Source organism: Streptomyces sp. NPDC028308, assembly GCF_055565855.1.
On the sequence record NZ_JBVHTO010000002.1, the window covers coordinates 556161 to 581794 of the forward strand.

Sequence of the window (25634 nt, forward strand, 5' to 3'; positions counted from 1 at the left end):
CGGCGGGCCCCGGAAGGCCGGTCAGCCGGTGAGTCCGTCAGCCGGCCGGCCGGTCACCTGGTGTCACGGGAACAGGGTGATCTTGGAAGGCACCGTGTCCGTTCCCGAGGTCGGCGCTCCCGTGTTGTTGATGACGTGGGCGTACTGGCCCTTTCCGCCGAGGGAGACGACCTGGATGTCGTGCATCTTGACGCCCGCCTTCACCGGCACCTGGAACCCGTGCTGCTGCACGATGCTCGGGTCCGACGTGAAGTTGCAGTAACTGCCCAGGCCCCAGGCCTCGTGGGTGTCGACACTGTCCGCGACCTTGTAGGCGGCGTACCCGACGATCCCGTCGTGGGTGACGGCGGCCGCGTTGGGCACGTCGTATGCCTTCTCGTTCTGGAAGAAGATGGTCCGGCCGCGTTCGCCGTTCCAGAGCACGTCGTACTTGTTGAAGTGCTCGACGAACAGGCCCGTGGTCAGGACGTCGTCGCCGTTGACCACGAGGCCGTAGTCGGCGCGGTTGGTCTCCCAGCCGACGCCCTCACCGTGGTCGGCACGCCAGATCCAGGTGTGGTCGACGATGACGTCGTCGCTGTTGACCACGACCGAGTTGGTGGCGAGACCGGGACCCGCGCCGCCGATGCGGATGAACACGTCCTGCATGGTGGTCGGGTTGGCGGCGTGGTCGGCCGAGGCGCCGGCACCGCCGATCTGCAGGAGCGTGTCGGACTTCGTGCGTCCGGCGTCGATGAGGAAGCCGGCCAGCCGTACGCCGTCGACGTCGGCGACGTGCATGGCGTCGACGCCGTTGTCGGGGACGATGGTCGCCAGTCCGAGGCCGAGGACCACGGTGTTGGCGCGGGTGACGTTGATGGTCTGGTCGAGGTGGTAGACCCCGGGGGTGAACAGCAGGTTGAGGCCCTGGGCGAGCGCCGCGTTGATGGTCGAGGCCGTAGCACCGGGCTTGACGACGTAGAACTGGCTGAGCGGAAGCGACGTACCGCCCGCGTTGGCCGGCCACGACACACCACGGGAGTTGGTGCGCTTGCCCGGGACGAACACCTTGTAGTCGTTGCCGTCGAGGTAGAGGAACGGCTTCTCGCGGGAGACCGGCGTGGTGTCCAGCGTGGTGTACGGACCGGTGTCGAAGTTGGTCGCCGGCGCGCCCTGCACGCCCGAGAAGGTCATGTTCCACACGCCGTTGGTCCAGCCGCCCACGGAGCTGTCGCGGGTGTACCACTGCTGCTGCGAGTACGGGCCCACCGTGCCGTCGATCTTCGAGTCGGCGATGTAGCCGCCGGACGCCCAGCCGTAGCCGTTGGGCGCGAGGTTGAGGCCGCCCTCGACGTGGATGCGGCGGAACGGCGCGGCCTGCGCCACGGCCCAGCGGTCGGTGCCGTTGACCGGCTTGATGGACAGGTTCTCGGCCGAACGCCAGAAGTTCTGGGTGGCGTTGCCGTTGAACCAGCCGGCGTCGACGGTGATGTCACCGTTGATCTTCGTGTCGTCGGGGTTCAGGCCGAGTCCGGAGATCGAGGTGTAGAAGCCGAGCTGGGCGTTGATGCCGTTGTAGGTGCCGGGCTTGAGGAGGAACTGGTAGCGGTCCGAGCCGAACTGGTTCGACTCCTGCTTGCTGAAGACCTGGTCGAACTTGGCCTGCAGGCCGCTGGTGTTCGGGTCCACGACGATGACGTTCGGGCCGAGGTCACCGCCACCCTGGATGGGCCCGGTGCCCCCGGAGCCGGTGTGCACGGCGACCTCCCACAGCGAGTAGCCGTACACGGTGCCGCGTGTCGTCCCGAGGACGCGGAGGTAGCGTCCCGAGCCGCTCACGTCGTAGGAGGCGGTGCCGCCGGTGCCGTTGGTGACGTCCTTCAGCGTCGTCCAGTCCTGGCCGTTGGCGGAGGCCTGGATCTTGAACGCCTTGGCGTACGCGGCCTCCCAGTTCAGGTCGACCTTGCAGATGTCCTGGGACGAGCCGAGGTCCACCTGGACCCACTGCGGGTCGGAGGACTGGCTCGACCAGCGGGTTCCGTTGTCACCGTCGAAGGCGTTGGAGGCGGGTGTGCCGGCGTTCTCGGTGGAGGAGGCGGTGGCCGTCTTGCCCTTGGCGGCGTTGGTGGTGTCACACGCGGTGGGCGTCGTGCCGCCCGCGTCGCCGAAGACCTGGAACTCCCAGAGGGAGTAGCCGTACTGCGTGGCACGGGAGACGCCGTAGAGACGCACGTAGCGGCCCTGGCCGGAGACGTCGAGGGTGTCGGTCCCGCCGTCGCCGTTGGTGACCGTCTTGATGTCCGTCCAGGTGCTGCCGTTGCCGGAGACCTGGATCCGGTAGTCCTTGCCGTAGGCGGTCTCCCAGTTGAGGACGACCTTCGTGATGGTGGCCGTCGCCCCGAGGTCGACCTGGAGCCACTGGGTGTCGGTGCCGGCCGACGACCAGCGGGTTCCGGTGTTGCCGTCGACGGCGTACGAGGCGGCGGTGCCGGCGCTCTCGTCCGAGGAGGACGTGGCGGTCTTGCCCTGCGAGAGCAGGGACTCCGCCGCGCTCGCCGGGGTCGTCTGGGCGGGGATGGTCACCAGCGCTGCCGCTGTGGCGAGCGCGATCCCCCAGGATCTGAATCTCATGTGGTCCACTCCGTGCGGATGAAGGAGAGCGGGTTCCGGTGCCGCACCATGATCGAGGCATGACAAACACCTCGCCCGGGGTGTGCACCGCAGGGCGTTCCCGGACCGGGCCCGTGGACCCGGACGGCATGAACGGTCGTACGCAGCTACTTAGTTCAGGGTTTGATTTAAGTAATGAGGCAACGCGACGGCAACCCCTGCGACACGACTTATTTGCACCGGCCCCGTCCAGGGGCCCCTGACGAGGGACGACTCGGGCCATATGACCTGCGAGGAGCCCACCACCCGCCCCGGCACGCCGACTTCACGGCTTGAACACCGACGGAGCGCGCCCTGCCCGCGGCTTCCATGTATCGGCGCGGACCGGACAGCGACTATGTTTTCCCGATGCCGGGACCACACCCACGTGGCCGCTCACCACGGCGCGCCGGTCCTGCTCCACCGCGTCGATCCGCGGCTCGGGCTCACCGACGCGGACTACCGCGTTCTGGGCGACTGGCTGCGCGGCCTGTGAAGGGTGAGCGGCAACCCGCGTGCGGTACACGCGAGTTGCCGCTCACCCCTGGCCTCCCGGAGCGGCCGCGGCCGCCCCGGTCCGGGCTCACTTGGGCGAGGTCTCGGGCGGGCAGGCGCGGAGGCGCGTGACGTGATTGAGCTGGGGGCCGTAGCCGGGGAACGTCGCCAGGTCGCCGGGCAGCAGGGTCCGGCACGGGACTTCCTGGCCGTCGGTGTACACCACGGTGAGCGTCACCTGCTCCGTGCAGGCGTTGTCGACGGTGGTGTACCGCCAACTCGGGTAGAAGCGGACGCAGTCGGGGACGGACGGGCTCCCGTCCTGGCCGTCGGCCGCGTCGGCGGAGTGAGCCGGCGCCAGGCTCGCGAGGAGCGCCGCGAGGACGGTCAGCAGGCCGGCGACGAGAGGGAGGCGGCGCGGGAAGGACATGTCTCGACTCTCCAGAGGGACGGTGTTTGCAGCAGCGCCAAAAGCGGTGCTGACATGGGGTGTTGAGGCCGGCAACTCTGACAGTCCTTGCAAGTCTTGCGCAAAGTCATGGATGTTCTTTCAGTCGTGGTGTTGCGGTCAACCATTTCGTGAGGGGAACGGAGGACCGGCAGCTCAAAGCCGTACCGGGGTACCAGGTGTGGCACGCCGTCAGGTGAGGGCGTCCACGACCGCACCCTCATATTTCCCGGCCTGCGACACGGTTGCCGGGACAGCACGTCGTACCGCTGGTATGGCAGCGTGGAACGGCGTCCTGTCGATCACCCCGTGCGGTCGGTCGCCAGGGCGCGCAGGCACCACGCGAAGAAGAGGAGACGCCATGTCGAAGCCGCCGCCGCCCGAGGCCACGGTCGCCATGCTGAGCAAGCCGCATCCCGCCGTGATCACCACTCTGCGCCCGGACGGGCAGCCGGTCTCGACGGCGACCTGGTACCTCTGGGAGGAGGGCCGGGTACTGGTGAACATGGACGAGGGCCGCAAACGGCTCGGCCACCTGCGCGACGACCCCAGGGTCACGCTGACGGTGCTCGACGGCGACGACTGGTACACCCACGTCACGCTGATCGGGCGCGTCACCGAGCTGCGGGACGACGCGGATCTGGCCGACATCGACCGGTTGTCCCGGCACTACCTCGGCCGGCCGTACACACAGCGCGACCGCGCCCGGGTCAGCGGCTGGATCGAGATCGACCGCTGGCACGGCTGGGGCGGCCACAAGGACAACGACCAGGCAGCCGGCTGACCGGCCGGCGCCCCTCGGCGGACAGGGGCCCCACAGAGCATGGAACAGACAACGCACCACTCGGAGCAGGAAGTTGACGTCATGACCGACAAGCTCACCGTAAGTGTCCTGGGCACCGGCATCATGGGCGCGGCGATGGCCCGCAACCTCGCCCGGGCCGGACACACCGTCCGGGCCTGGAACCGCACCCGCGACAAGGCCGAGCCCCTGGCCGACGACGGCGCGTGGGTCGCCGACACCCCCGCGGACGCCGTGCGCGGCGCGGACGTCGTCCTGACCATGCTGTACGACGGGGAGGCCGTCCTCGACGTGATGCGGCAGGCGGCGCCCGCCCTCGCCGAGGGCACGGCCTGGGTGCAGTCGACCACCGCGGGCGTCGACGCGATCTCCGGCCTGGCCGCCCTGGCGAGCGAGCACGGGCTCGTCTTCTACGACGCCCCCGTGCTCGGCACACGCCAGCCCGCGGAGGCGGGGCAACTGCTGGTCCTGGCGGCGGGCCCGCAGGCCGGCCGGGACACGGTGACGCCCGTCTTCGACGCCGTCGGCGCCCGTACGGTGTGGACCGGCGAGGACGGCGCGCAGGGCAGCGCGACCCGGCTCAAGCTCGTGGCCAACAGCTGGGTCCTCGCGGCCACCAACGCGACCGGTGAGGTCCTCGCCCTGGCGCAGGCGCTCGGCGTGGATCCGCAGGGCTTCTTCGACGCCATCGCCGGCGGGCCGCTCGACATGGGCTACCTGCACGCAAAGGCGGGCCTCATCCTCGACGGGCGGCTGACCCCGCCCGCGTTCGCCGTGTCCACCGCCGCGAAGGACGCCCGCCTGATCGTCGAGGCCGGCCGACGCGCCGGCATCCGTCTCGACGTCGCCGAGGCGGGCGCCGCACGACTGGCCCGCGCCGCCGCACAGGGGCACGGCGAGGAGGACATGGCCGCCGCCTACTACGCCAGCTTCGACGAGGACGCCGACGCCTGACCCCGGCGGGCCGCAATGGCCCGGCATGCGCGAGGGCCCGGCAGCCTAGGCTGCCGGGCCCTCGTCTTCGAGTAGCGGGGACAGGATTTGAACCTGCGACCTCTGGGTTATGAGCCCAGCGAGCTACCGAGCTGCTCCACCCCGCGTCGTTGACTCCACCCTACGCCACGGAAAGACGGCCGATGACCACGCCGGACGTCGGCCGGCACCGACGGCCGCCGCCGAGTCCCCTTCGCTCACGGAAAGTGATCAGTCATCACGAAGTGTGCCCGGCTCGGTGGGCTTCTCTTCGGCCCCCGACCGGGCCTCCGGCTCTGAGATGCGGGACGCCTTCTCCAGGTACAGATTGGAATGAGCCCGTTCGGCGTAGAGGACTCGCGCTTCGGGCCCTCATATCCACTGAAGGAGCGCACCATGACGAGTCATGCGAGCCAAGCCCGTCCCCACACGGGACAGAGGTCGGAGACACGCGCGTTCGTCGGCGGGTGGACCGTCTTCGCCGCGGTGCTGATGATCTTCGGCGGTCTCATGGCCATCTTCGCGGGCATCTCCGCCATCGCCAACGACGACGTCTTCGTCAACACACGGAACTATGTCTTCCAGTTCGACCTGACCGGCTGGGGCTGGGTACACCTGATCCTGGGCGTCGTCGTGTTCCTCGCGGGGCTCGCCCTCTTCCAGGGCTCCACCTGGGCCAGGGTCGTCGGCGTCGCCCTCGCAGGCCTGAGCATGTTGTCGAACTTCCTGTGGCTGCCGTACGCGCCGTTCTGGGCGCTGGCCCTCATCACCATCAACGGGTTCATCATCTGGGCCCTGTGCGCACCCCGTAACAGGGAGGCATGACCGCGCCGTCACCTCTCCCACACCCGGGACCGGCCCGGGACCGCGAGCAACTGCTCCCGGTCCCGGGCCGATTGCCGTGCGGGCCAGGATCACTCGACACCATCGACCGCCGGTGAGCGGAGCGGCTACTCTCGCGTCGAACGCAAGTTTCAACGACACGACCTGCGGTGGAGAGCTCCCGGTGGCAGCAGACGCGACGTCCGACGCACCGCACCCCTCGCGCGCCCCGTCCGCGCGGGCCGGCCGCCCCGCCGCCACACCCGTGCCCCCGCCAACGGCAGCCCTTCCCGCGATGCTGATACAGCGTCAGACAGCCGTCATCAAGCGGCTGTTGGCGCACGACGGCCTCCTCGACCACGAGCCGTACGCGCGGACCCACTTGGCCTCCCCGTGCGCCGCCGGAGACGTCCGGCGGGCGCGGCTCTCACCACGAGGTCGCCGACGTGATCCTGTGATGCGGGCCCCGGGATTTCTGAGGCGTTCACACGTCGTCACCACGGAACGCCGACGGACCGGTGGCGGCATCTCATGACGGATTCGAGGAGCCCCATGCGTAGAGCTGTCGTCATCGGAGCCGGACTCGGCGGTGTGCTGGCGGCGGCGGCACTGTCCCGGGCCGTCGACCAGGTGGTCGTACTGGACCGCGACGAGCTGCCCGACGGCCCGGAACACCGCAAGGGCGTCCCCCAGGGGCGTCACGCGCACCTCCTGATGCCCGGCGGCCTGGCCGCCATGGAGGACCTGCTGCCGGCAGCGGACCTGCGCAAGCACCTGCTGGCCGCGGGTGCCCACGAGATCTCCCTCAGCACCGGCATGCTGGTCCTGACCCCGGAGGGCTTCTTCCGCCGCTGGCGCCACGAGCGCCACCACATGATCACCTGCAGCCGGGCGCTGCTCGACTGGGTCGTGCGCAAGGCCGTCCTCGACCACACCTCCGGCATCGAGATCCGCCAGGGGCAGGCCCTCGGCCTCACCGGCAGTGCCGCGAGGGTCGACGGCGTCCGCGTACGGACCGCCTCGGGCGAGACGGAGCTGAGCGCCGACATCGTCGTCGACGCGAGCGGGCGCGGCTCACGCGTCGTGAGCTGGCTGACCGGCCTCGGCATCACCGGCGTCGAGGAGCGGAACGTGGACTCCGGTCTGGTGAACGCCACCCGGATCTACCGCACCCCGCCGGGCGCCGAGCGGTTCCCGCTCACCGTGGTGCAGGCCAACCCGTACGTGTCCCGGCCGGGCCGCAGCGCGGTGATCGTGCCCATCGAGGGCAACCGCTGGATGGTCAGCCTCGCCGGTTCCCGGGGCGGCGAACCCCCGGCCGAACCCGAGGGCTTCCTCAAGTACACGCTGGACCTCCCGCACCCGATCGTGGGCCGGCTCATCTCCGGAGCCGAACCGCTCACCGGCGTGTCCGTCAGCCGCAGCACCAGCAACTCCCGCCGGTACCTGGAGAAGGCCCGCCGGTGGCCGGACGGTCTCGTGGTCCTCGGCGACGCGCTGGCGACGTTCAACCCGGCCTACGGGCAGGGCATGTCCGTGGCCGCGCTCGGCGCCCTCGCCCTGAGCCGCGAGGTGCGGCGCACCGAGCTGGCCGCTCCCGGACTCGCCCGCACCGTGCAGCGCGCCGCCGCCCGCCACGTGGAGGCCGCGTGGAGCCTCGCGGTCGGCCAGGACGTCCTGTTCCCGGACGTGCGCGGCGCCACGGCCACCTTCGCCGACCGGCTCGCCGCCGGGTACAGCCGACGCGTCACCCGGGCGGCCACCGGTTCGTACGACGTGGCGGCCGCGCTGTGGGACGTGACGGGCCTGGAGGCCGGGCCCACCCGACTGCTCCGCCCCGGGGTCCTGTTGACCGCGCTCGGCGGTCCCCCGCTGCCGGCCCTGGCCGAGCCGCCGCTGACCGCGCGCGAGCGGGAGATCCTCCACCGGCTCGACCGCACCTCGGACTCGTGACGGGCTGAGCCCGCCTTCCCCGTCCCGGTGGTTCGCGGTCAGTCGAGTTCCGCGAGGCCCTCGCTCCAGCGGGCTCGGCGTTGCGCGTCGCTCTGCTCCCACCAGGGGGTGCCGCGCTCCCCCAGGGCGACCTTGGCCAGGTGGACGCGGGCGCGGGCGGCTCGCTCGGCTTCGGGGTCCTCGGCACGCCGGGCGGCTCCGACCGCCCGCCGGGCCGCCATCAGGTGGGAGCGCAGCCGGGCGGCGGCGTCCTCGGGGATGTCCGGGTCCGTCGCCCGCCAGCGCCGTCCGTCCACGATGATGAACCGCCCGTCAGGGGTGCGGTCCGGTCGCGCTTTCGCTGTCACCGGCACGAGTCTGCCAGCGAGCGGGCCGGGCGCCACCCGACAGCGGCGCCGGCCCGTCGCGCGTAGTCAGTACGCCCGCCCAGCACTCAGTCCGCCGCCCGTACTCACTCCACCGCCCCGTACTCACTCCGCCGCCGGTTCACCGGGCCCGGGGGGCCTCGCGGTGCCGAAGGGCCACGCCTCGATGTCGCGGTACCGGACGGGGCCGTGACCTCGGCCGTGGTTGCTGCCGACCAGGTGCAGGCGTTCGGCTCGCCAGGGGCGGCCGGCGAATCCGGCGATCCCGTCGGCGATCTCGCCCGCCGAGGCCGCGTCTCCCCTGCGGGCGCGGGCCAGCGTGAGGTGGGGGCGCAGGGGTCGCTCCGCGAAGGTGATGCCGCAGTTCCGGACGAGCGTACGCACGTCGGCAGCGAGTGCGTGCAGTCCGTCGAGGTCCCCGTCGATCCCGCTCCACAGCACCCGGTCGTCGAAGCTGCCGCTGCCGCGCAGCGCGAGGGAGAGCGGGGCGCGGTCCGCGGCGAGGCCGGCGAGGGGCGGGCGCAGCAGCGGAACCGTCCGCGGGGGCAGCTCCCCGAGGAAGGCCAGGGTGATGTGCCAGTCCTCGACGCGGTTCCACCGCACGTGGGGGTGGGTGTCGTAGGCGGACCGCAGCTCCCGGGCCAGCTCCTCCTTCGCGTCGTCGGGTGGGGCGAGGGCGATGAACACGCGCACTGTGGCCGGCCGGGTCTGATCGTTCATACGGAACTTGGTACCGCACGCGGGCGGGGGTGCCGTCGGCGCCCCAGGCGCCGCACCCTTGCGGAATGTCCCGCGTCTGCGGTCACCGTCGGCCCGGGTCCGTCCGCCGTGCCGCGGGCCGGTCCCCTCAGGGACGGTGCCCGGTGACGTCCCCGTCCGGGTCGTCCGCGAGCACGACCGCCGCGACGGTCCGCTTGCCCACGGGCGCCCGATGCACCTCGAAGCTCTGGCTGACGGCCATGACGATCTCAAGACCGTGCTGCCCGACGCGGCCCGGATCGGCGGCCCGCGCCACCGGCAGGACCGGGGCGCTGTCCCAGACGGTGACCTCCACACGGCCCCCCACCAGTTCCAGATCGAGCAGGCACGGACCTGGGGCGTACTTGCAGGCGTTCGTCAGCAGTTCGCTGACCACCAGCTGGACGATGTCCATGGCGCGGTCGGACACGGGAAACCCGTGGTCGGACTGCACCTCCTTCATGAAGACACGTGCCGTCTCGCGCGCCCGGGCGATGTCGCCGGCTCTGCCCTCGTATGCCTCGGAGGCTCTGACCAGTCGGTCTGCCCCTGGCTGAGCCCTTTCCCGGGCAGCCTCATCCACGCGATCCGCCCGCTTCCTGAGCCATGACCGTTTCCGTCCAGCCTCTACCCCCGATGCCGAAGAACACCGGAATCCTCGACATCGATCTTCGGCCGGCCGGAGGCGCCGCCTCCGGCCTGCCCACGGGAACGTAACAGGAGGGCGTGGCGGTCCATCGCCGAGGTCAAGGTACTCGGGTCGGCCGCGGACCCGCCTCACGATCTTCCCAGCCGTGCGGGGCCGGGCCGGCACCGTCGGACCGCCGGGCCCGATCCCTCATGTCCCATAATCGTTCTCGTGATCACCATTCATCTGAAGTACGAGATCGACCCGGACAGGATCGAGGACTTCGAGGAGTACGGCCGCCGCTGGGTCGGGCTCGTCAACCGCTTCGGCGGGACCCACCACGGCTACTTCCTGCCCAGTGAAGGCGACAGCGACATCGCGTACGCCCTCTTCTCCTTCCCCGGCCTCGCGGCGTACGAGCGGTACCGGACGGACAGCGCGACCGACGCGGAGTGCCAGGAGGCCCTGGAGCTGGCACGGAGGACCGGCTGCATCAAGCGCTACGAGCGGCGCTTCCTGCGTCCGCTGGACGCTCCGCAGTAGGCGGGCGGGCCCCGGCCCCCGGCGCGCCGACGGGGTGACGGGGGCGCCGCCGTACGATCATCTGCCTGGCGGGGTGCACCCCGGCCTCCCCCGGAACGAAGGGTCTGCCAGATGGCCACCACCGATGTCACGTACGCCGTCACCGGCGCGTCCGGACGCCTGGGCGGACGCGTCGCCCGACGGCTGGCGGACGCCGGGATCCCGCAGACATTGCTGGCCCGGACTCCCGAGCGGGCTCCCTCGCTGCCCGGCGCCACCGTCGTCCCCGGCGCCTTCGGGGACCGTGACGCCGTCGTACGGGGGCTGCGCGGCGTCGACCGGGTCCTGATGGTCTCCGCCGCCGAGTCCCCCGACCGGCTGGAGCAGCACCGGGCGTTCGTCGACGCCGCCGCCGAGGCCGGTGTCGGGCACCTGGTGTACATCTCCTTCTACGGGGCGGCTCCGGAGGCGACCTTCACCCTCGCGCGCGACCACTGGCGCACGGAGCAGCACATCCGGTCGAGCGGTCTGGAGTTCACGTTCTTGCGGGACAACCTCTACGCCGACTTCGTGCCCGCACTCGTCGGTGAGGACGGCGTCATCCGCGGCCCCGGCGGGACGGGGCGAGCCGCCGTCGTGGCCCAGGACGACATCGCCGAGGCCGCCACCGCCGTCCTCACCCACGCCGACGAGCACGCCGGCGCCGGCTACGACCTCACCGGGCCGCAGTCCCTGACGTTCGCGGAGATCGCCGCCGTGGTGACGGAGGCGACCGGCCGCGCCGTCCGCTACGAGCCCGAGACGCTCGACGAGGCCTACCGCTCCCGTGCCCGCTACGGCGCACCCGACTGGCAGCTCGACGCCTGGGTGTCGACGTACACGGCCGTCGCCGCCGGGGAGCTCGACGGGGTCACCGACGACATCCCGCGCCTCACCGGCCGCCCCGCGACGTCCCTCGCCGAACTCCTGCGCCGGGACGCCGCGGCCTACTGAACGGCCTGCCGACCGGCGGGGTCAGCGGACGCGGCGGATGCGGATCGGGCCGCGCGCGGTCTCGGGGTCGACGGGGCGGCCCGCCTGGGTGATCTCCACCTCGCCGGCCTCGACCAGCCGCCGGGCCGCACGGCGCGCCGGCTCCATCAGCTCGCGCCAGCCGTCGTCTTCGCCCTCGTACACCGTCCGCGCGGCGTCGGAGGGGCAGATCGTCGCGGTCGGGCGGCGTCGTTCCAGCAGGTCCAGGATCGCCCGCTCCAGGCGCCGCTCGGTCTGCCGTTCCTTGTCGGTCACCCCACCAGTGTCGCAACGGCGACGCGAAGAAGCGGAGCGTCGACCTCCGAACCGTTGCCCGGGTCGCTCTCGCGGGCGCGGGGTGAGCTTCCCGGGACGAGGTCCCCGTCCGCGCATGGTGAACGTGTTCCGCCATGTCCCTTGCCGGACAGGGGAGATGTGGCAGCATCGGCTGGCATGTCACCGTCAGCCGTGAGGTCGTCCGGGTCCGCTCGTCGTCTGTACGCCGTCCTGCTCGTCCTGCTCGGCCTGCTCGTCTCGGCCGCCGGTGTGCAGGGTGCCGGCGCGGCCACGCCGGGGGTTTCCGGGGGCGCCGCGACTCCCGACCGCGCGCGGTACGACGTGGACCTGCGCTCCGACGCCGACGGCGGCCACTGGACCGGCCAGCAGCGGGTGTCGTTCCGGAACGCGTCGGAGCGGCCGCTCCGCGAGGTATACCTGCGGCTGTGGGGCAACGGCGAGGACGGGTGCGGCACGCCCGGCACGCCCTCTCCCGTCACGGTGTCGAGGGTCCGCGGGGGCAGACCGGCCCGTCCCGCCGTGGACTGCACGGCCCTGCGCATCGCCCTGCCCGAGCCGCTCACCCGCGGCGAACGGACGACCCTGACCTTCGCCGTGTCGGTCACCGTGCCCGACCGCGACGCGCGCTTCGGCCGCGAGGGCGCCTTCCGGTTCCTCGGCAACGCACTGCCCGTACTCGCCGTCCACGACGGGAAGGGCTGGCACCTCGCCCCGTACGTGGCGCTCGGCGAGAGCTTCTACGCCCTGACGAGTGATTTCCGGGTCCGCCTCGACCACCCCTCGGCCCTGAGGGTGCCCACCACCGGTCGCACCCGCAGCCTCCCGGGCGGTCCCGGCCGTACGGTCACGACCGGGACCGCCGACCGGGTGCGCGACTTTGCCTGGGCCGCGGGCCCGTTCCGTACGGCGACGGAGACCACACCCGGGGGTGTGGTCGTGAACGCGTACTGGGCGCCGGACACCCCGGAGGCGGGCGTGCGTGTCAACCGCGCGGACGCCGTCGCCGCCGTCGACGGGTTCGGCCGGCAGTTCGGCCGCTACCCGTACGGCGAGATCGACCTCGTGATGACCGGCCGGTTCGGCGGCGGCATGGAGTACCCCGGCCTCGTCCTTCTCGGCACCACCGAGGAGGGCGGCGCCGTCGTCCACGAGGTGGCGCACCAGTGGTGGTACGGCGTCGTCGGCAACGACGAGTACGCCTCGCCCTGGCTCGACGAGAGTTTCGCCCAGTACGCCAACGCCCGCTTCTACGGCTGGGAGACCCGCGACTGCTGGGCCGACGTGTACTGGCCGGACGACAGCACCGCCCTCACGAACGGTATGGACCACTGGTCCCGGCACCGCGGCGACTACCACCTCGTCTACACGGCCGGTTCCTGCGCACTGGCCGACCTGGAGCGCACCCTCGGCGCGGACACGATGGCGCGTCTGCTGAAGCGGTACGCCCGGCACCACTGGTACGGCGTCTCCACCACCGAGGACTTCAAAGAGGGCCGCGCAGTCCATGACGGACCAGGACCTCGGCCCCTTCTGGGAGACGCACCGCATCCGGTGACGGGGCGACACGGACCGCGCCGCACCGGAACCGAGGAACCGAGGCCCCGGGGGTGGGCCGCAGGGCCTAGCGAACCGGCCTTGGCCCGCGAGGAGGCCGGGCGCATACTCGTGCGATGCGTCCGCGCCCGCGCCTTCTCGCCCTGAGCTGCACCGTCGTCCTCCTTGCGGCAGGCGGCTACGGCTGCACCGGCGACGCCCCGCGTCACCGTGCCGACGGCAGGGCGCCCAAGGCGTGTGGCACGCGCGGCAACTGCGCCGGCGACGGCGGGGAGGTACGGCGTGACGGTGCCGACGACCAGGTGCCGCGGGAGTGCGTCACGCCGCCGACGGCCACCGGGGCGCAGACGAACTTCCGCGCGACGGCGACCGGCGCGGCCCCCCGCCCCGGCGACATCACCGGGGACGGCGTCACCGACCTCTTCGTGGACGGCTGGTACCGGCCGGTCGGCGGGGGCGGTTGGCGACGCAACCCCGCCTACCTTCCCGGGTCGAAGGGCGGCCGGCTCACATCGTCCCGCGGGGTCTCCCTCCGCGCCCGGGGTGACGCCCTCACGCAGGAGTTGCCCGGCAACCCCCGCACCGGGTCGGGCGGTGTGCTACCCGCGGCGGACCTGACCGGCGACGGCCGTGCGGACGTCGTCATCCACGGTCTGGAGAAGGGGCAGCGGGAACAGCGCGTCGTGCAGTACCTCGCTCGTGGCGGCGGGGACGGCATCGAGAGCGTCACCGAACTCTCGCGCACGCTACCGGAGTTCGACGCCGCCGGAGTCACCGACGTCCAAGGCGACGGCACCGCGGACGCGCTGGCGTTCCGGCCGCCGAGCAGTCCGTGGGACCTCTCGCGGGAACACCGCTGCGACACCTTCTTCGTGCTGCGCGGCCCGTTCGGCGCGGACGGCAACCCGGCCCGCGTGACGGCGGTGGACCTCTCGCTCGGCGGAACGGTGACAACGCGTCAGGTGGTCTGGGGTGACTTCACCGGTGACGGCCGAACGGACCTGCTCGCCGAGTCGGTCGTCGGCGACCCGGACCCGGCCGACGAGGCCGACGAGCCCGCGACGTCCGACCATGTGGAGCTCTACGTCGGCACGGCGGAGGGCTTCGCGCACGCCGGCTCCCCGCCGGGGATCGCACCCTGGGGCGGTCTGCTCGACGTCAGGCCCGTGTCGCTGGGGGACTTCGACGGGGACGGCGCGGACGACGTGCTCCAGGGGACGACAGTACGGTTCGGAGGCGCGGGCTTCCTGGACGCCACCGGCCGGACCGCGAAGGCCCCCGCACTGCGGGCCGCGGCCGTGGGCGACGTCAACGGCGACGGCCGGGACGACCTCGTCGAGGCGGCGTACGGCCGCCGCCACCCGGCCGGGAGGGTCACCGTCCATCTCGGAAGCGACCGGGGGCCGTCGGCCCGGGCGCAGAGCTCCTTCGACCGCCATGTCCTGGACCTGCCGGGCAGTCCCTCGCACGAGGCGGACAGTGACTTCTTCGGCTGGGACGTGGCGCCGGCCGACCTGGACGCCGACGGCCGGGATGAACTGGTCGTGGGTTACGTCGGCTACAACCGTCCGCGTGAGGAGAACGGGTACTGGGTCTTCCCTGGCACCTCGGAGGGGTCGTCGGCGAACGGTGCCTATTTTTTGCCCACGGGCCGGCTCGGCACTGGGTGATTGGACGACGGACGCCCGTGCCGCCGCCCGCTCACTTCGCCCGGGGCTCCGGGCCGGAGAGGCGAGGCTTGTTCGCCCGTACCCGCCCAGCCCGCGGCCCGCGTGACGGCGGACGCCGGCTCAGCGTCGCACCGGCTCGAACAGGGCGACCGTGTCCGTGTCGGCGAAGCGGGGTGTCTCCGCCTCCGCGACCATGAGGGCCGCGATCCCCGCACGCGGGGCCCTGGGCGGCACCCAACGGGGTTTGAAGCCCGCCGCGCCGACGAGGCTTCCGTCACCCCGGTAGGGCCCGTCGGTGAGCGGCCCGGCGTGGACGGTGGTCCCGCCGGCCTCGCGCACGGCGCGGCCCGCCACGCCCTTGGCCTCCCACTCGTGGCGCAGGACGCGTCTGAGAAGGGCTCCGTTGACGGCGCCGAGCGCGCCCGTGGTGGCGCCCATGCCGAGCGAGGTCAGCCAGATGACGCGGGGTCCGGCCGAGGCGATCTGGCGGGCGCCGTCGACGAGTACCGAGGGGTCCTGTCTCCTGGTGACACCGAGGCCGCTGACCACGACGTCCGCTCCCGCCAAGGCGGCGGCGACACTGCCGGGATCGGTCACGTCAGCGCGGACCACCCGTAGCTTTCCCGAGGCGGGCGCCCGGACCTGTTCGGGCGTGCGGGCCAGGGCCATGACGTCGTGGCCGCGCTCCAGGGCGCGTGCGACCACGAGACGGCCGGTCCTGCCGGTGGAACCGAGTACGGCGATCTTCACGAGGTCTCCAGTCGTGGTGCCGGTGGGAGGGGGCGGGCCGGGGCGGTGCGCCCCCGGCCCGGATCGGACGGGCGGGCCGGGTCAGTTCAGGGCGGACAGGACGGCGACCGCGGCGGCGTGCACGCCGGGCGCCGAGGCGAGGAAGTCCTCGTCGCCGAGGGTCCACGGCTCTCCCCTCGTGCCGGTGACCGAGCCGCCCGCCTCGGAGACCAGCAGCGCACCGGGCAGCAGGCCGGAGCGCACGTCCGAGAACTGCCAGAAGGTGTCCATGCGTCCGGACGCGACCTGGATGAGCTGCATCGTGGCGGGCACCGAGACCCGGACCACCAGGGCGTTCAGCAACATCGCCGTCACCGAGGCGCCCATGCGCCGCAGCGCTTCCTCCTCCTCCCCCGGCTTGGCCTGTCCGGTGCCCACCAGCGCGGCCTTCAGGTCGGTCTTGGTGGACGCGCGCAGCCGCTCGCCGTTGAGGAAGGCGCCCCGGCCGCGGAGCGCGGTGTAGGTGTCGCCGGTCAGCGGCAGGTGGACCACGGTCAGCACCGGGGCGTTGTCGCGCACCAGGGTGGCGGTCACCCCCCACTCGGTCATGCCGTGGATGTGGTTGATGTTGCCCTCGGCCGCGTCCACCACCCACCACTCGCCCTCGGGCAGCGGGCCGCCGGCCAGTTCGTCCTCGGCCCACCGCGACCCGGGCCGCGCGGCGAGCAGCGGCTGCTGGACGAGCGCCAGGACCGCCTCGTCGTTGGCGTCGATGGCGCGGACGATCTCGTCGAGGTCGCCGGGGCGGGCGGCCTCGTCGTGGCGGTCGCGCAGGAGCGCGCCCGCCGCCCGCACGGCGGTCTCGGCGTCCGCCAGGACCGCTTCGAGGTCGGCGTACTCGGCGGAGGCGGCGGTACGGGAGTCGGAAACGGCGTTCATGGAGGGCTCCAGACGAAGTGGGGTGCGGCCTCCCGGCCGCTCGCCTTCGACGTTAGGACCAGGCATCATTAACATCAAATGCAATCTAGTTACGACTGGATTTACCCATATGCAACTGGACCTGAATCTGCTCACCGCGCTCGACGCGCTGCTGGAGGAGGGCAGCGTGACGGACGCCGCCGCCCGCCTCCATGTCTCGACTCCCGCCATGAGCCGCACCCTGGGCCGCATCCGGCGGGCCACCGGGGACGAGATCCTCGTGCGCACCGGCCGGACGATGACCCCCACCCCACGTGCCCTCGCCCTGCGCGCGACCGTGCACGAGCTGGTGCAGCAGGCCCAGGCGGTCCTGTCCCCGCACACCGAGGTCGACCTGGCGGCGCTGCGGCGGACCTTCGTCCTGAAATGGCACGACGCCCTCGCCGCCGCGGCCGGTCCCGCCCTGCTCGGCGCCCTGCGTGCCGACGCCCCCGGTGCGCGACTGCGCTTCCTCGCCGAGGCCGCCACCGACACCCAGGACCCGCGGCGAGGGGACGTCGACCTGGAGGCCGGCGCCGGTGAACCCTCCTCGCCCGACGTCCGCCACGAGGCCGTGGGCCACGACCGGCTCGTCCTCGTCCTGCGCCCGGCGCACCCCCTGTGCCACGGACCGCTCACCCTCGAGGACTACGCGTCCGCCGAGCACATCACCGTCTCCCGGCGGGGACGGCTGCGCGACCCCCTCGACGACGCTCTGGAGGCCCGGGGCATGACCCGTCGGGTGGTGGCCGCCGCTCCCACCAACGCCACGGCGCTGCAGTTCGTCCGTCATCACGACCTCGTCGCGGCGGTCCCCGAACTCGTCAGCCGGCCCCTGCTGGACGGTCTCGGCCTCGTCGTCCGGCCGCTGCCGCTGCCCATGCCCCGCATCCCCGTCCACCTCGCCTGGCACCGGCGCTACGACAACGACCCGGCCCACGCCTGGCTGCGCGCGCATGCCCGCACGGCCCTGCGGGACGCGTGCTCTCCCGCCGACGAGGACGGCGAGGGACCCGAGGGGGCCTGAGCGTGTGCGTGCGGCACCTTGCCTCGACCGGGGACGCGCTTCCCGGGCAGCGGCGTTTCCTTCCCGCCACGCAGGCATGCAATCGCCGCGTCGGTGCAGGTGTGTGTCATGAGGTGTCTTATCTACCGCGAGTCGCAGGGCGCACCCGAGCAGGTCGACTGCGAGCAGACCGACGGCGGCCTGAAGGCCGTGCTGGAGAGCTTGAAGCGGGTCGGGGAGCAGGAGTTCTGCTGGGTCCAGATGGACGATCCGGACCCGTCCGACCTGACGGAACTGGCCGGTCCGCTGGGCCTGCACCCCCTGGCGGTGGAGGACGCCGTCCAGGCGCACCAGCGCCCGAAGCGGGAGCGTTACGGCGACGTGCTCGTGGTGGCGCTGAAGACGCTCTGGTACGTCGCGGACGGCTCCGACGTGGAGACGGGCGAGGTCATGGTCTTCACCGGGCCCCGGTTCGCGCTGACCGTCCGCCACGGCTCGGCCGATCCGGTCGCCGAGGCGTCCCGGCGGCTGGACGACACACCGGAGATGCTGCGGTTCGGCCCGGCCGCCGTGCTGCACGCGGTCCTGGACACCGTCGTCGACTCCTACCTCGACGCGTCCGTGCAGGTCCGCACCGACCTGACGACGCTGGAGCGCAGCGTCTTCGCGCCGGGCCGCGAGGACCTGACCGAGCAGATCTACTCGCTCAAGCGGGAGGTCCTGGAATTCCAGGACGCCGTGCGGCCGCTGGTGCCGGTGGTGCAGGACTTCGCCGGGCCCCGCGCGGAGTGGCCCGAGGAGATGCTGCCGTACTTCCGCGACGTGGCCGACCACATGCACCGCACCGACACCGAGGTGCGTTCCCTGGACGAGCTGCTGAACTCCGTCCTCGACGCCCATCTCGCCCGGGTGGGGACCTGGCAGAACGACGACATGCGCCGTATCTCGGCGTGGGCCGCGATCCTGGCCACCCCCACCCTCGTCGCCGGCATCTACGGCATGAACTTCGCGCACATGCCGGAACTGAGCTGGACGTACGGCTATCCGCTCGCCGTCGCCGTCATGGTGACCGCCGCCACCCTCCTGCACCGGACCTTCCGCCGCAACGGCTGGCTCTGAGTCCGGCGGGCGGGACGGCCGAGTCCGGCTTCCCCGGCCCACGCGCGTCCCGCCGCCGGTGCGGGCGAACGGCCCGGCGCCGTGCCCCTCGTAGGCTTCTCCCGTGCCAGCTTCCCGACTGAAACGCGTCGCCGTCCTCGTGCTGGAGGGTGCGAAACCGCTCGACGTGGGCATCCCCGCCCAGGTGTTCACGACCCGGGCGAGCATGCCGTACGAGGTACGGGTGTGCGGCGCGGCGCCGGGGCTCGTGACCGGCGGCGACGGCCTGTCGTACGCCGTCGCGCACGGCCTCGAAGCGCTCGCGTGGGCCGACATCGTGTTCGTCCCCGGGTACCGGTTCCCGGACCGGGACGACCCGCCGCGGGAGGTCCTGGACGCGCTGATCGCCGCCCACGCGCGGGGCGCGCGGCTCGCAGCGATCTCGACCGGTGCCTTCGCGCTCGCCGCCACGGGTCTGCTCGACGGCAGACGCGCTACCACGCACTGGCACTACACGCGGGCCCTCGCCATGAAGCGTCCGCTCGTCCGGGTCGACGAGAACGTGCTGTTCGTCGACGAGGGCAGCGTGCTCACCTCGGCGGGCGCCGCCTCCGGCATCGACCTGTGCCTGCACATCCTGCGCGGCGACCTCGGGGTGGCCGCGTCGAACCACGCGGCCCGGCGGCTGGTCGCGGCCCCCTACCGCAGCGGCGGGCAGGCGCAGTACGTGCCCCGGAGTGTGCCCGAGCCGCTCGGGGAGCGGTTCGCCGCAACCCGCGAGTGGGCGCTGCACCGGCTGGACGAGCCCCTGACCCTCACCGTGCTCGCCCGGCACGCGGGAGTGTCACCGCGCACGCTCTCGCGCCGCTTCGTGGAGGACACCGGCTACACGCCCATGCAGTGGGTGATGCGCGCCCGCATCGACATGGCCCGTGAGCTGCTGGAGCGTTCGCAGCGCGGTGTCGAGCAGATCGCCGCCGACGTCGGCCTGGGCACCGGGGTGAATCTGCGGCTGCACTTCCAGCGCGTCCTCGGCACCACTCCGAGCGAGTACCGGCGCACCTTCGCGCAGGACCGGTAGGGGCCCTGGCGCGATCCTTTCGGATCGTGGCATTCACGCCGCTGCCACGCCGGGCGGGCGCACGCGAACCTGGTGGGGAGACGAAGGGACACCACTCATGACTCGCATCGCCATCAACGGATTCGGCCGCATCGGACGCAACGTGCTGCGCGCCCTGCTCGAACGCGACAGCGACCTCACGGTCGTCGCCGTGAACGACCTCACCGAACCCGCAGCCCTCGCGCGGCTGCTCGCCTTCGACACGACCGCCGGGCGGCTCGGCCGGCCCGTGTCCGCCGACGGGGACACCCTCGTCGTGGACGGCCGTCGCATCAAGGTGCTCGCCGAACGGGAACCTGCGAAGCTGCCCTGGGCGGAGCTGGAGGTCGACATCGTGCTGGAGGCGACCGGCCGCTTCACCTCGGCCGAGGCGGCGCGGGCCCACCTGGACGCGGGCGCGAAGAAGGTGCTCGTCAGCGCGCCCTCCGACGGCGCGGACGTCACGCTCGCGTTCGGCGTCAACAACGACGCGTACGACCCCGCGACGCACACGATCGTCTCGAACGCCTCCTGCACGACCAACGCGCTCGCGCCGCTGGCCGCGGTGCTCGACGAGCTCGCCGGCATCGAGCACGGCTTCATGACGACGGTGCACGCCTACACGCAGGAGCAGAACCTCCAGGACGGCCCGCACCGCGACGCCCGCCGCGCGCGTGCCGCCGCGGCCAACATCGTGCCGACGACGACGGGTGCCGCCAAGGCGATCGGGCACGTGCTGCCCAACCTGGACGGCAAGCTGTCCGGCGACTCGATCCGGGTGCCGGTCCCCGTGGGCTCGATCGTGGAGCTCAACACGACCGTCGCCCGCGACGTGACGCGCGAGGAGGTGCTGGCCGCGTACCGCACCGCGGCGGAGGGCCCCCTCGCGGGCGTCCTGGAGTACTCGGAGGACGCGCTGGTGTCCTCGGACATCACGGGCAACCCGGCCTCCTCGATCTTCGACTCGGCTCTCACCCGTGTCGACGGCCGCCACATCAAGGTGGTCGCCTGGTACGACAACGAGTGGGGCTTCTCGAACCGTGTCATCGACACGCTCGAACTGCTCGCCGGCCACTGACGGCTGACGAGCGGTAGCACCGACCAGGGTCCGGCGCCGGAGCGCGGCAGGTCTCCGGCCGCCGGACAGCACGTACGGGCCGCCGGCGGGTCGCCGACATGACTGCCTCGTGACGGGGCAGCACAGAAGGTGGCCCGGGGCCGGTCACCGCCTCACCGCGATCCGGCCGACCCGCGCGTCGCTCCGCGACCTGCGCGCCACGACCTGGAGAGTGTGAGCCGTGACCATGACACCCCCGCCCTTCGACAGGGAACTCGCCGTCGCCCTCGCGGAGTTCGCGCCGTCCCCGCTCACGCCCGACCTGGTGCCCGACAGCCGCGAGGTCGGGGCCGCGCTCCGGCCCACGGACGAGGTGCTGAGCCGCGAGGGGACCTTCACCGTGGAGGACCGCGAGGTCCCGGGTCCCCCCGGCGCGCCCCCGGTCTCCCTGCTGGTCTGCCGCCCTGCCGCCGCCCGGGGCCCGCTGCCCGTCGTGTACTTCGTGCACGGCGGAGGCATGGTCACCGGTGACAACCGGGTCGGCGTCGACGGACCGCTCGACTGGGCGGAGGAGCTGGGGCTGGTCGTGGTCTCCGTCGAGTACCGCCTCGCGCCCGAGAACCCGCACCCCGCCCCAATCGACGACTGTTACGCGGGCCTGGAGTGGACCGCCGCCCACGCCTCCCTCGTCGGCGGGGACCCCGACCGGATCGTCGTGGCCGGGCAGAGTTCCGGCGGCGGGCTCGCCGCCGCCCTGGCCCTGCGCGCCCGCGACGAGAAGGGCCCCCGGCTGCTGGGGCAGCTCCTCATGTGTCCGATGCTCGACGACCGCAACGACACCTTCTCCGCCCGGCAGATGGCCGACCGGGGCATGTGGGACCGGGCGTCCAACGACACCGGCTGGACCGCGCTGCTGGGCGAGCGGCGGACTTCCGGCGACGTCTCCCCCTACGCCGCCCCGGCCAGGGCGGAGGATCTGAGCGGCCTGCCGCCCGCCTTCGTGGACGTGGGCTCCGCGGAGACCTTCCGCGACGAGGACATCGGCTACGCCGAGGCCATCTGGCGGGCCGGCGGGGAGGCGGAACTGCACGTGTGGCCGGGGGGCTTCCACGGTTTCGACGCGCTCGTACCGGAGGCGGCCCTGTCCCGGCAGGCCCGCGCGGCCCGGCTGGCGTGGCTGCGACGCCTGCTCGGCTCCTGAACCCCGGCGGGACGGTCAGCCCAGCGCGTCGAGCAGCTCCCGCTCGCGCCGCGCGCTGAGACCGGCCCGCCGGGGCCGGTCCAGGCCCCGCCCGCGTTCCCACGCCAGGGTGTCGGCGAGCAGGTCCGCCCGGGGCCGGTGGGTCAGACCCGCCGCCCGCGCCGCCGCCCCGCTCCGGGCCGACCACCCCTGCCAGTCCGGGTCGGCCACCCACATCGGCAGCGACTCCTCCCCCATGTACTCGGCCACGCCGTTGGCGAGCAGCCATGCCGGTTCGGCGGTGACGACGGGACCGGTGTGCCCGCCCAGGGACCGCGACAACTCGATCCACTCCCCCAGGGGTACGGCCGGGCCTACGGCGTCGTACGTGCCCGTGGTCCCGTCCCGCGCGCTGTCCAGCAGCCAGGCGGCGAGATCGCGTACGTCCACGGCCTGTGTCGGCAGGGCCGGCCTGCCGGGGACCAGCAGCGGCGCGTGCGGATCGCGTGCGGCGCGGGCCACCCAGTAACCCGATCGCCCGCTGTCGTCGCCCGGACCCCCGATGAGGCCGGCGCGGGCGACGAGGAGCCGGTCGCCGACGGCGGCGGCCGACGCCTGCTCGCAGGCGGCCTTCGCCTCCCCGTAGAGGGCACGGTCGGCCTCGGCGAGGTCGGTGGCGGCGAGCAGGGCCGCGGACTCGTCGGCGTCCGGCTCGGCGTGCGAGGCGTAGGCGCTGATGGAGGAGACGTACGTCCAGTGCCGCGCCCTGGCGCCCAGCGCGCCCAGCGCGTCGCGGACGAACCCCGGCTGCCAGGACACCTCGATCACCGCGTCCCAGATCCGGTCGAGCAGCGGCTCGTACGCCGAGGGCTCGCGCCGGTCGGCGGGCACCAGGACCGCTCCGTCCGCGACCGCGCCGCTCTCGCCCCGTGCGAGGCAGGTCACGTGGTGGCCGCGCTCGATCGCCTGACGCGACAGTTCGCGTCCCAGCCAGGCCGTACCGCCGAGTATCAGGATCTCCATGTCCACAGCCAAGCAGCGGCGGTGCCGGGCGCCCAGAGCAATCGGCTGACAGCAGATCGGGTGCCGCTCGGGAGGCGCGCATCCGAACGTGCAACTCTGGGGTTGCGCATGACGGTTCGACGTGCAACCGTGGAGTTGCACTCGATGACGACGACGAAGCAAGGAGTACGGCCATGAGCGAGGACCGGATCGAACGCGAGACGCTGATCGAGGCACCCCTGGAGCGCGTCTGGTCGCTGGTGGCGCAGCCCGGCTTCTGGGTGGCCGACAAGGCGAGCCTGCCCGGCACCGTGGCCCGGGAGGGCGAGACGATGGTGGCGCGGAACCCCGAGCACGGCGACTTCCCGGTGCGGGTCGAGAAGGTCCGGCCGCCGACGTATCTGTCGTACCGCTGGACCAGCGCGTTCCCCGGCGAGGAGCTGCGCGAGGACAACAGCACCCTCGTGGAGTTCACGCTGGCCCAGGAGGGCGACCGGACGCGGCTGCGGGTCGTCGAGAGCGGGTTCGCACAGCTGGCCGGCGCCGAGGACCTGCGCGTCCAGAACCACAAGGACCACAGCGAGGGCTGGCCGCTCGAGCTCGACGCCCTCAAGACGCGCGCGGAACGGTCGGTGTGACGGAGGAACGTGACGGTGCCGCCGCGGCGGTCGACGACGTCCTCGTCGCGCTCGCCGACACGACCCGGCGGCACCTGCTCGAACTGCTCGCCGCGCAGGGTGAGGCCACCGCCACGACCCTCGCCGAAGGCCTGCCGGTGTCCCGGCAGGCGGTGGTCAAGCACCTCGCCGTGCTGGACGCCGCCGGGCTGGTGACCGGCGGCCGGGTGGGCCGGGAGGTGCGGTACGCGGTGCGCCCCGCGGCCCTGGACGCGACGGCGCGGTGGATGGCCGCACTCGCGAGCGAGTGGGACCGCAGGCTGGCGAACATCAAACGCGTCGCCGAGGCGGCGGAGCGACAGGAGGCAGGTCATGACCGCTCACCGGACCGGAACCCGTGAGGAGTGGCTCTCCGCGCGGCTGGAACTGCTCGAAGCGGAGAAGGAGCTGACCCGGCGCAGCGACGAACTGGCGCGGCGGCGGCAGGAGTTGCCCTGGGTCCGGATCGACAAGGAGTACCGCTTCGAGTCGGACGAGGGCACCGTGTCCCTCCCGGACCTCTTCGCGGGACGTTCCCAACTGATCGTCTACCACTTCATGTTCGGACCCGAGTACACGGCGGGGTGCCCGTCCTGCTCGGCCGTCGCGGACGGCTTCGACGGCTCCGTCGTCCACCTCGCGCACCACGACGTCACGCTGTGCGCCGTCTCGCAGGCGCCGCTCGCCCGACTGAGCCGCTACAAGGAGCGGATGGGCTGGAGCTTCCCCTGGGTGTCCACCGCCGGAGGTGACTTCGCCTACGACTTCAAGACCTCGCACACCCGGGAGCAGTGGGAGTCGGGAGCCGTCGACTACAACTTCCGCACCGTGGACTTCCGGCCGCCGGAGGGCGTGGAGACCCCCTTCCTCGACGAGATCGCCGCGAGCGTGGGCACCGACTGGGCGACGTACCGGCAGGAAGGCCCGGGCGTCAGCGCCTTCGTACGCGACGGCGGGGAGGTGTACCACACCTACTCGGCGTACGAGCGGGGCGTGGACGCGCTGTGGGGCATGTACCAGTGGCTCGACCGCGCGCCGCTCGGCCGCAACGAGAACGGCTTCTGGTGGCGCCGCCACGACGAGTACGACAGCACGCCCGAACCCGCCGCGCCCGCGCGGCACAGCTGCTGCGGGTGACCTCCGCGCACGGTGGCCGGCGGCGCTCCACGGAGCGCCGCCGGCCACCCGGCGTGCCCGCACCTCACCGCGCCGGGTCGACCGCGGGAGCGGGCGCCCGGACGAAACCCGTTCCGGGTGCCCGCCGTGATGCGGGGTACACGAACGGCCACGCAACCGACAGAGTCTCGGGCGTCCCACGCCCGGCGCACCTCGGGAGGATCCGTTGGTCACCGTCATGCTGTGCGTGTTCCTGGTAGTGGGCCTGATACAGGTCGTCCGCCCGAGACTGCTGTGGAGAGCCAACCGTCCCCTGCAGCGGCCCTTCGTCCGGGACTACGACGCCACCGAGCCGACACGCAAGGGCTATCTGATGATGCGGATCTCCGGCGCGGTGTTTCTCGCGGGCGCCGCCTGGATGCTCGTCCAGAATCTCCAGGGACAGTGACGGCGGCCCACGGCAAGTTCGACGCCCCTGCCGCGGCGGGGGCGTACACGTAAGGAGTTCTTTGTGACCACCTTCATCATCACCGTCCCCGGTACCTTCGTGCACGGCGTCAGCGACACCGCGCGCGCCGACGTGGTGCGCCGGCTGCGCCCGCAGGACCCGAAGAACACGGACCTGGGCGAGAGCGAGGAGCTGAACCTGCTGACCGTCGAGGACGGCGGCATGTTCTCCGTGCGGGTCGAGGTGGACGCCGCGGACGCGTCGAGCGCGGAGACCGAGGCGGTGCGGCTCGTCTCCGGCGCGCTGCGGGACAGCGGGTTCACCGAGCAGGACGCACCGCTGGGCCCGGCCTCCGTGACGGGTATCGACCGCGAGTTCTAG

General features: G+C 72.6%; 26 protein-coding genes, 1 tRNA gene and 2 pseudogenes. 19 read left to right on the forward strand and 10 right to left on the reverse strand.

The genetic code is table 11. The features are described 5' to 3' along the window. Positions 1–63: 63 nt before the first annotated feature. Entirely contained in the window at positions 64–2610 is a 2547-nt protein-coding gene (locus ACZ4VA_RS06850) for a discoidin domain-containing protein (protein ID WP_388905151.1), read from the reverse strand. A gap of 394 nt (positions 2611–3004) precedes the next feature. Here ACZ4VA_RS06850 and ACZ4VA_RS06855 point away from each other — a divergent pair. Further along, positions 3005–3124 (forward strand): annotated as a pseudogene (locus tag ACZ4VA_RS06855) (HAD domain-containing protein); the annotation flags it as partial. An 87-nt stretch (positions 3125–3211) separates the two neighbouring features. Here the strand turns inward: ACZ4VA_RS06855 and ACZ4VA_RS06860 are convergent. Continuing rightward, the gene (locus ACZ4VA_RS06860) at positions 3212–3553 is read right to left on the reverse strand and encodes an alpha-amylase (RefSeq protein ID WP_468080153.1); all 342 of its coding nucleotides are present in this window, start codon (positions 3551–3553) and stop codon (positions 3212–3214) included. Between the two features lie 379 nt (positions 3554–3932). Here ACZ4VA_RS06860 and ACZ4VA_RS06865 point away from each other — a divergent pair, with 379 nt between their 5' ends. Further along, positions 3933–4355, forward strand: coding sequence for a PPOX class F420-dependent oxidoreductase (locus ACZ4VA_RS06865; RefSeq protein WP_468080155.1), 423 nt, complete (start codon positions 3933–3935; stop codon positions 4353–4355). 81 nt (positions 4356–4436) lie between these two features. Continuing rightward, positions 4437–5327 carry an NAD(P)-dependent oxidoreductase gene (locus tag ACZ4VA_RS06870; protein ID WP_468080157.1) on the forward strand — a complete coding sequence of 297 codons (891 nt, stop codon included), beginning with the start codon at positions 4437–4439 and terminating at the stop codon, positions 5325–5327. A 72-nt stretch (positions 5328–5399) separates the two neighbouring features. Here ACZ4VA_RS06870 and ACZ4VA_RS06875 read toward each other — a convergent pair. Then, positions 5400–5473, reverse strand: a tRNA-Met gene (locus ACZ4VA_RS06875). Between the two features lie 268 nt (positions 5474–5741). On the opposite strand from ACZ4VA_RS06875, the gene ACZ4VA_RS06880 reads away from it, so the two are divergent. Continuing rightward, on the forward strand, positions 5742–6170 hold the full coding sequence (locus tag ACZ4VA_RS06880) for a DUF7144 family membrane protein (RefSeq protein ID WP_388905148.1): 429 nt from the start codon (positions 5742–5744) through the stop codon (positions 6168–6170). A 549-nt stretch (positions 6171–6719) separates the two neighbouring features. Next, positions 6720–8120 (forward strand): FAD-dependent oxidoreductase, encoded by a 1401-nt coding sequence (locus ACZ4VA_RS06885; RefSeq protein ID WP_468080159.1) that lies wholly within the window; start codon positions 6720–6722, stop codon positions 8118–8120. A 38-nt stretch (positions 8121–8158) separates the two neighbouring features. Here the strand turns inward: ACZ4VA_RS06885 and ACZ4VA_RS06890 are convergent, their stop codons facing one another. The 3 genes from ACZ4VA_RS06890 to ACZ4VA_RS06900 all read right to left on the reverse strand — a co-directional run bounded on the left by ACZ4VA_RS06890 (position 8159) and on the right by ACZ4VA_RS06900 (position 9806). After that, complete coding sequence (locus tag ACZ4VA_RS06890; RefSeq protein WP_356239923.1) at positions 8159–8467, reverse strand: hypothetical protein; 309 nt, start codon at positions 8465–8467, stop codon at positions 8159–8161. Positions 8468–8590: 123 nt separating this feature from the next. Further along, positions 8591–9205 carry an RNA 2',3'-cyclic phosphodiesterase gene (gene thpR / locus ACZ4VA_RS06895; RefSeq protein WP_388905145.1) on the reverse strand — a complete coding sequence of 205 codons (615 nt, stop codon included), beginning with the start codon at positions 9203–9205 and terminating at the stop codon, positions 8591–8593. 127 nt (positions 9206–9332) lie between these two features. Beyond that, positions 9333–9806, reverse strand: a complete 474-nt coding sequence (locus tag ACZ4VA_RS06900; protein ID WP_356175494.1) for an ATP-binding protein — start codon at positions 9804–9806, stop codon at positions 9333–9335. Positions 9807–10082: 276 nt separating this feature from the next. Between ACZ4VA_RS06900 and ACZ4VA_RS06905 the strand changes: the two genes are divergently transcribed. Together ACZ4VA_RS06905 and ACZ4VA_RS06910 are read left to right on the forward strand one after the other, a co-directional pair. Continuing rightward, complete coding sequence (locus ACZ4VA_RS06905) at positions 10083–10394, forward strand: NIPSNAP family protein (RefSeq protein WP_356175491.1); 312 nt, start codon at positions 10083–10085, stop codon at positions 10392–10394. 111 nt (positions 10395–10505) lie between these two features. Next, positions 10506–11366 (forward strand): SDR family oxidoreductase, encoded by an 861-nt coding sequence (locus ACZ4VA_RS06910; protein ID WP_355782167.1) that lies wholly within the window; start codon positions 10506–10508, stop codon positions 11364–11366. 21 nt (positions 11367–11387) lie between these two features. On the opposite strand, the gene ACZ4VA_RS06915 is transcribed toward ACZ4VA_RS06910, so the two are convergent. Continuing rightward, positions 11388–11660 (reverse strand): DUF3253 domain-containing protein, encoded by a 273-nt coding sequence (locus tag ACZ4VA_RS06915; protein WP_355782170.1) that lies wholly within the window; start codon positions 11658–11660, stop codon positions 11388–11390. Positions 11661–11837: 177 nt separating this feature from the next. Here ACZ4VA_RS06915 and ACZ4VA_RS06920 point away from each other — a divergent pair. After that, positions 11838–13236: pseudogene (locus tag ACZ4VA_RS06920) on the forward strand (M1 family metallopeptidase). Positions 13237–13351: 115 nt separating this feature from the next. Next, on the forward strand, positions 13352–14905 hold the full coding sequence (locus tag ACZ4VA_RS06925) for an FG-GAP repeat domain-containing protein (RefSeq protein WP_468080163.1): 1554 nt from the start codon (positions 13352–13354) through the stop codon (positions 14903–14905). A gap of 120 nt (positions 14906–15025) precedes the next feature. On the opposite strand, the gene ACZ4VA_RS06930 is transcribed toward ACZ4VA_RS06925, so the two are convergent. Both ACZ4VA_RS06930 and ACZ4VA_RS06935 read right to left on the reverse strand, forming a co-directional pair. After that, the gene (locus ACZ4VA_RS06930; RefSeq protein ID WP_355794581.1) at positions 15026–15655 is read right to left on the reverse strand and encodes an NAD(P)-dependent oxidoreductase; all 630 of its coding nucleotides are present in this window, start codon (positions 15653–15655) and stop codon (positions 15026–15028) included. 81 nt (positions 15656–15736) lie between these two features. Continuing rightward, complete coding sequence (locus tag ACZ4VA_RS06935) at positions 15737–16573, reverse strand: inositol monophosphatase family protein (protein WP_468080165.1); 837 nt, start codon at positions 16571–16573, stop codon at positions 15737–15739. Between the two features lie 109 nt (positions 16574–16682). On the opposite strand from ACZ4VA_RS06935, the gene ACZ4VA_RS06940 reads away from it, so the two are divergent. The 5 genes from ACZ4VA_RS06940 (at position 16683) to ACZ4VA_RS06960 (ending at position 22052) form a co-directional block, all read left to right on the forward strand. After that, complete coding sequence (locus ACZ4VA_RS06940) at positions 16683–17618, forward strand: LysR family transcriptional regulator (RefSeq protein ID WP_468080167.1); 936 nt, start codon at positions 16683–16685, stop codon at positions 17616–17618. 108 nt (positions 17619–17726) lie between these two features. After that, the gene (locus ACZ4VA_RS06945; RefSeq protein WP_468080169.1) at positions 17727–18716 is read left to right on the forward strand and encodes a magnesium and cobalt transport protein CorA; all 990 of its coding nucleotides are present in this window, start codon (positions 17727–17729) and stop codon (positions 18714–18716) included. A gap of 103 nt (positions 18717–18819) precedes the next feature. Next, positions 18820–19776 (forward strand): GlxA family transcriptional regulator, encoded by a 957-nt coding sequence (locus tag ACZ4VA_RS06950; RefSeq protein ID WP_356175471.1) that lies wholly within the window; start codon positions 18820–18822, stop codon positions 19774–19776. Positions 19777–19873: 97 nt separating this feature from the next. Beyond that, positions 19874–20872, forward strand: coding sequence for a type I glyceraldehyde-3-phosphate dehydrogenase (gap, locus tag ACZ4VA_RS06955; protein ID WP_356175468.1), 999 nt, complete (start codon positions 19874–19876; stop codon positions 20870–20872). A gap of 220 nt (positions 20873–21092) precedes the next feature. Further along, positions 21093–22052, forward strand: a complete 960-nt coding sequence (locus ACZ4VA_RS06960; RefSeq protein ID WP_389389946.1) for an alpha/beta hydrolase — start codon at positions 21093–21095, stop codon at positions 22050–22052. Between the two features lie 15 nt (positions 22053–22067). Here ACZ4VA_RS06960 and ACZ4VA_RS06965 read toward each other — a convergent pair whose 3' ends face one another. Continuing rightward, positions 22068–23054 (reverse strand): NAD-dependent epimerase/dehydratase family protein, encoded by a 987-nt coding sequence (locus ACZ4VA_RS06965; RefSeq protein ID WP_452924327.1) that lies wholly within the window; start codon positions 23052–23054, stop codon positions 22068–22070. A 173-nt stretch (positions 23055–23227) separates the two neighbouring features. Between ACZ4VA_RS06965 and ACZ4VA_RS06970 the strand changes: the two genes are divergently transcribed. The 5 genes from ACZ4VA_RS06970 (at position 23228) to ACZ4VA_RS06990 (ending at position 25634) form a co-directional block, all read left to right on the forward strand. Next, complete coding sequence (locus ACZ4VA_RS06970) at positions 23228–23671, forward strand: SRPBCC domain-containing protein (protein ID WP_355794937.1); 444 nt, start codon at positions 23228–23230, stop codon at positions 23669–23671. Further along, the gene (locus ACZ4VA_RS06975; RefSeq protein ID WP_355794940.1) at positions 23668–24051 is read left to right on the forward strand and encodes an ArsR/SmtB family transcription factor; all 384 of its coding nucleotides are present in this window, start codon (positions 23668–23670) and stop codon (positions 24049–24051) included. Before ACZ4VA_RS06970 ends, ACZ4VA_RS06975 begins: the two co-directional genes overlap by 4 nt. Further along, positions 24023–24826, forward strand: coding sequence for a DUF899 domain-containing protein (locus tag ACZ4VA_RS06980; protein WP_356175458.1), 804 nt, complete (start codon positions 24023–24025; stop codon positions 24824–24826). Before ACZ4VA_RS06975 ends, ACZ4VA_RS06980 begins: the two co-directional genes overlap by 29 nt. A gap of 205 nt (positions 24827–25031) precedes the next feature. Beyond that, complete coding sequence (locus ACZ4VA_RS06985; protein WP_388905129.1) at positions 25032–25253, forward strand: DUF6199 family natural product biosynthesis protein; 222 nt, start codon at positions 25032–25034, stop codon at positions 25251–25253. Positions 25254–25316: 63 nt separating this feature from the next. Next, positions 25317–25634: a hypothetical protein gene (locus tag ACZ4VA_RS06990; protein ID WP_356167913.1), complete on the forward strand. Its 318-nt coding sequence runs from the start codon at positions 25317–25319 to the stop codon at positions 25632–25634.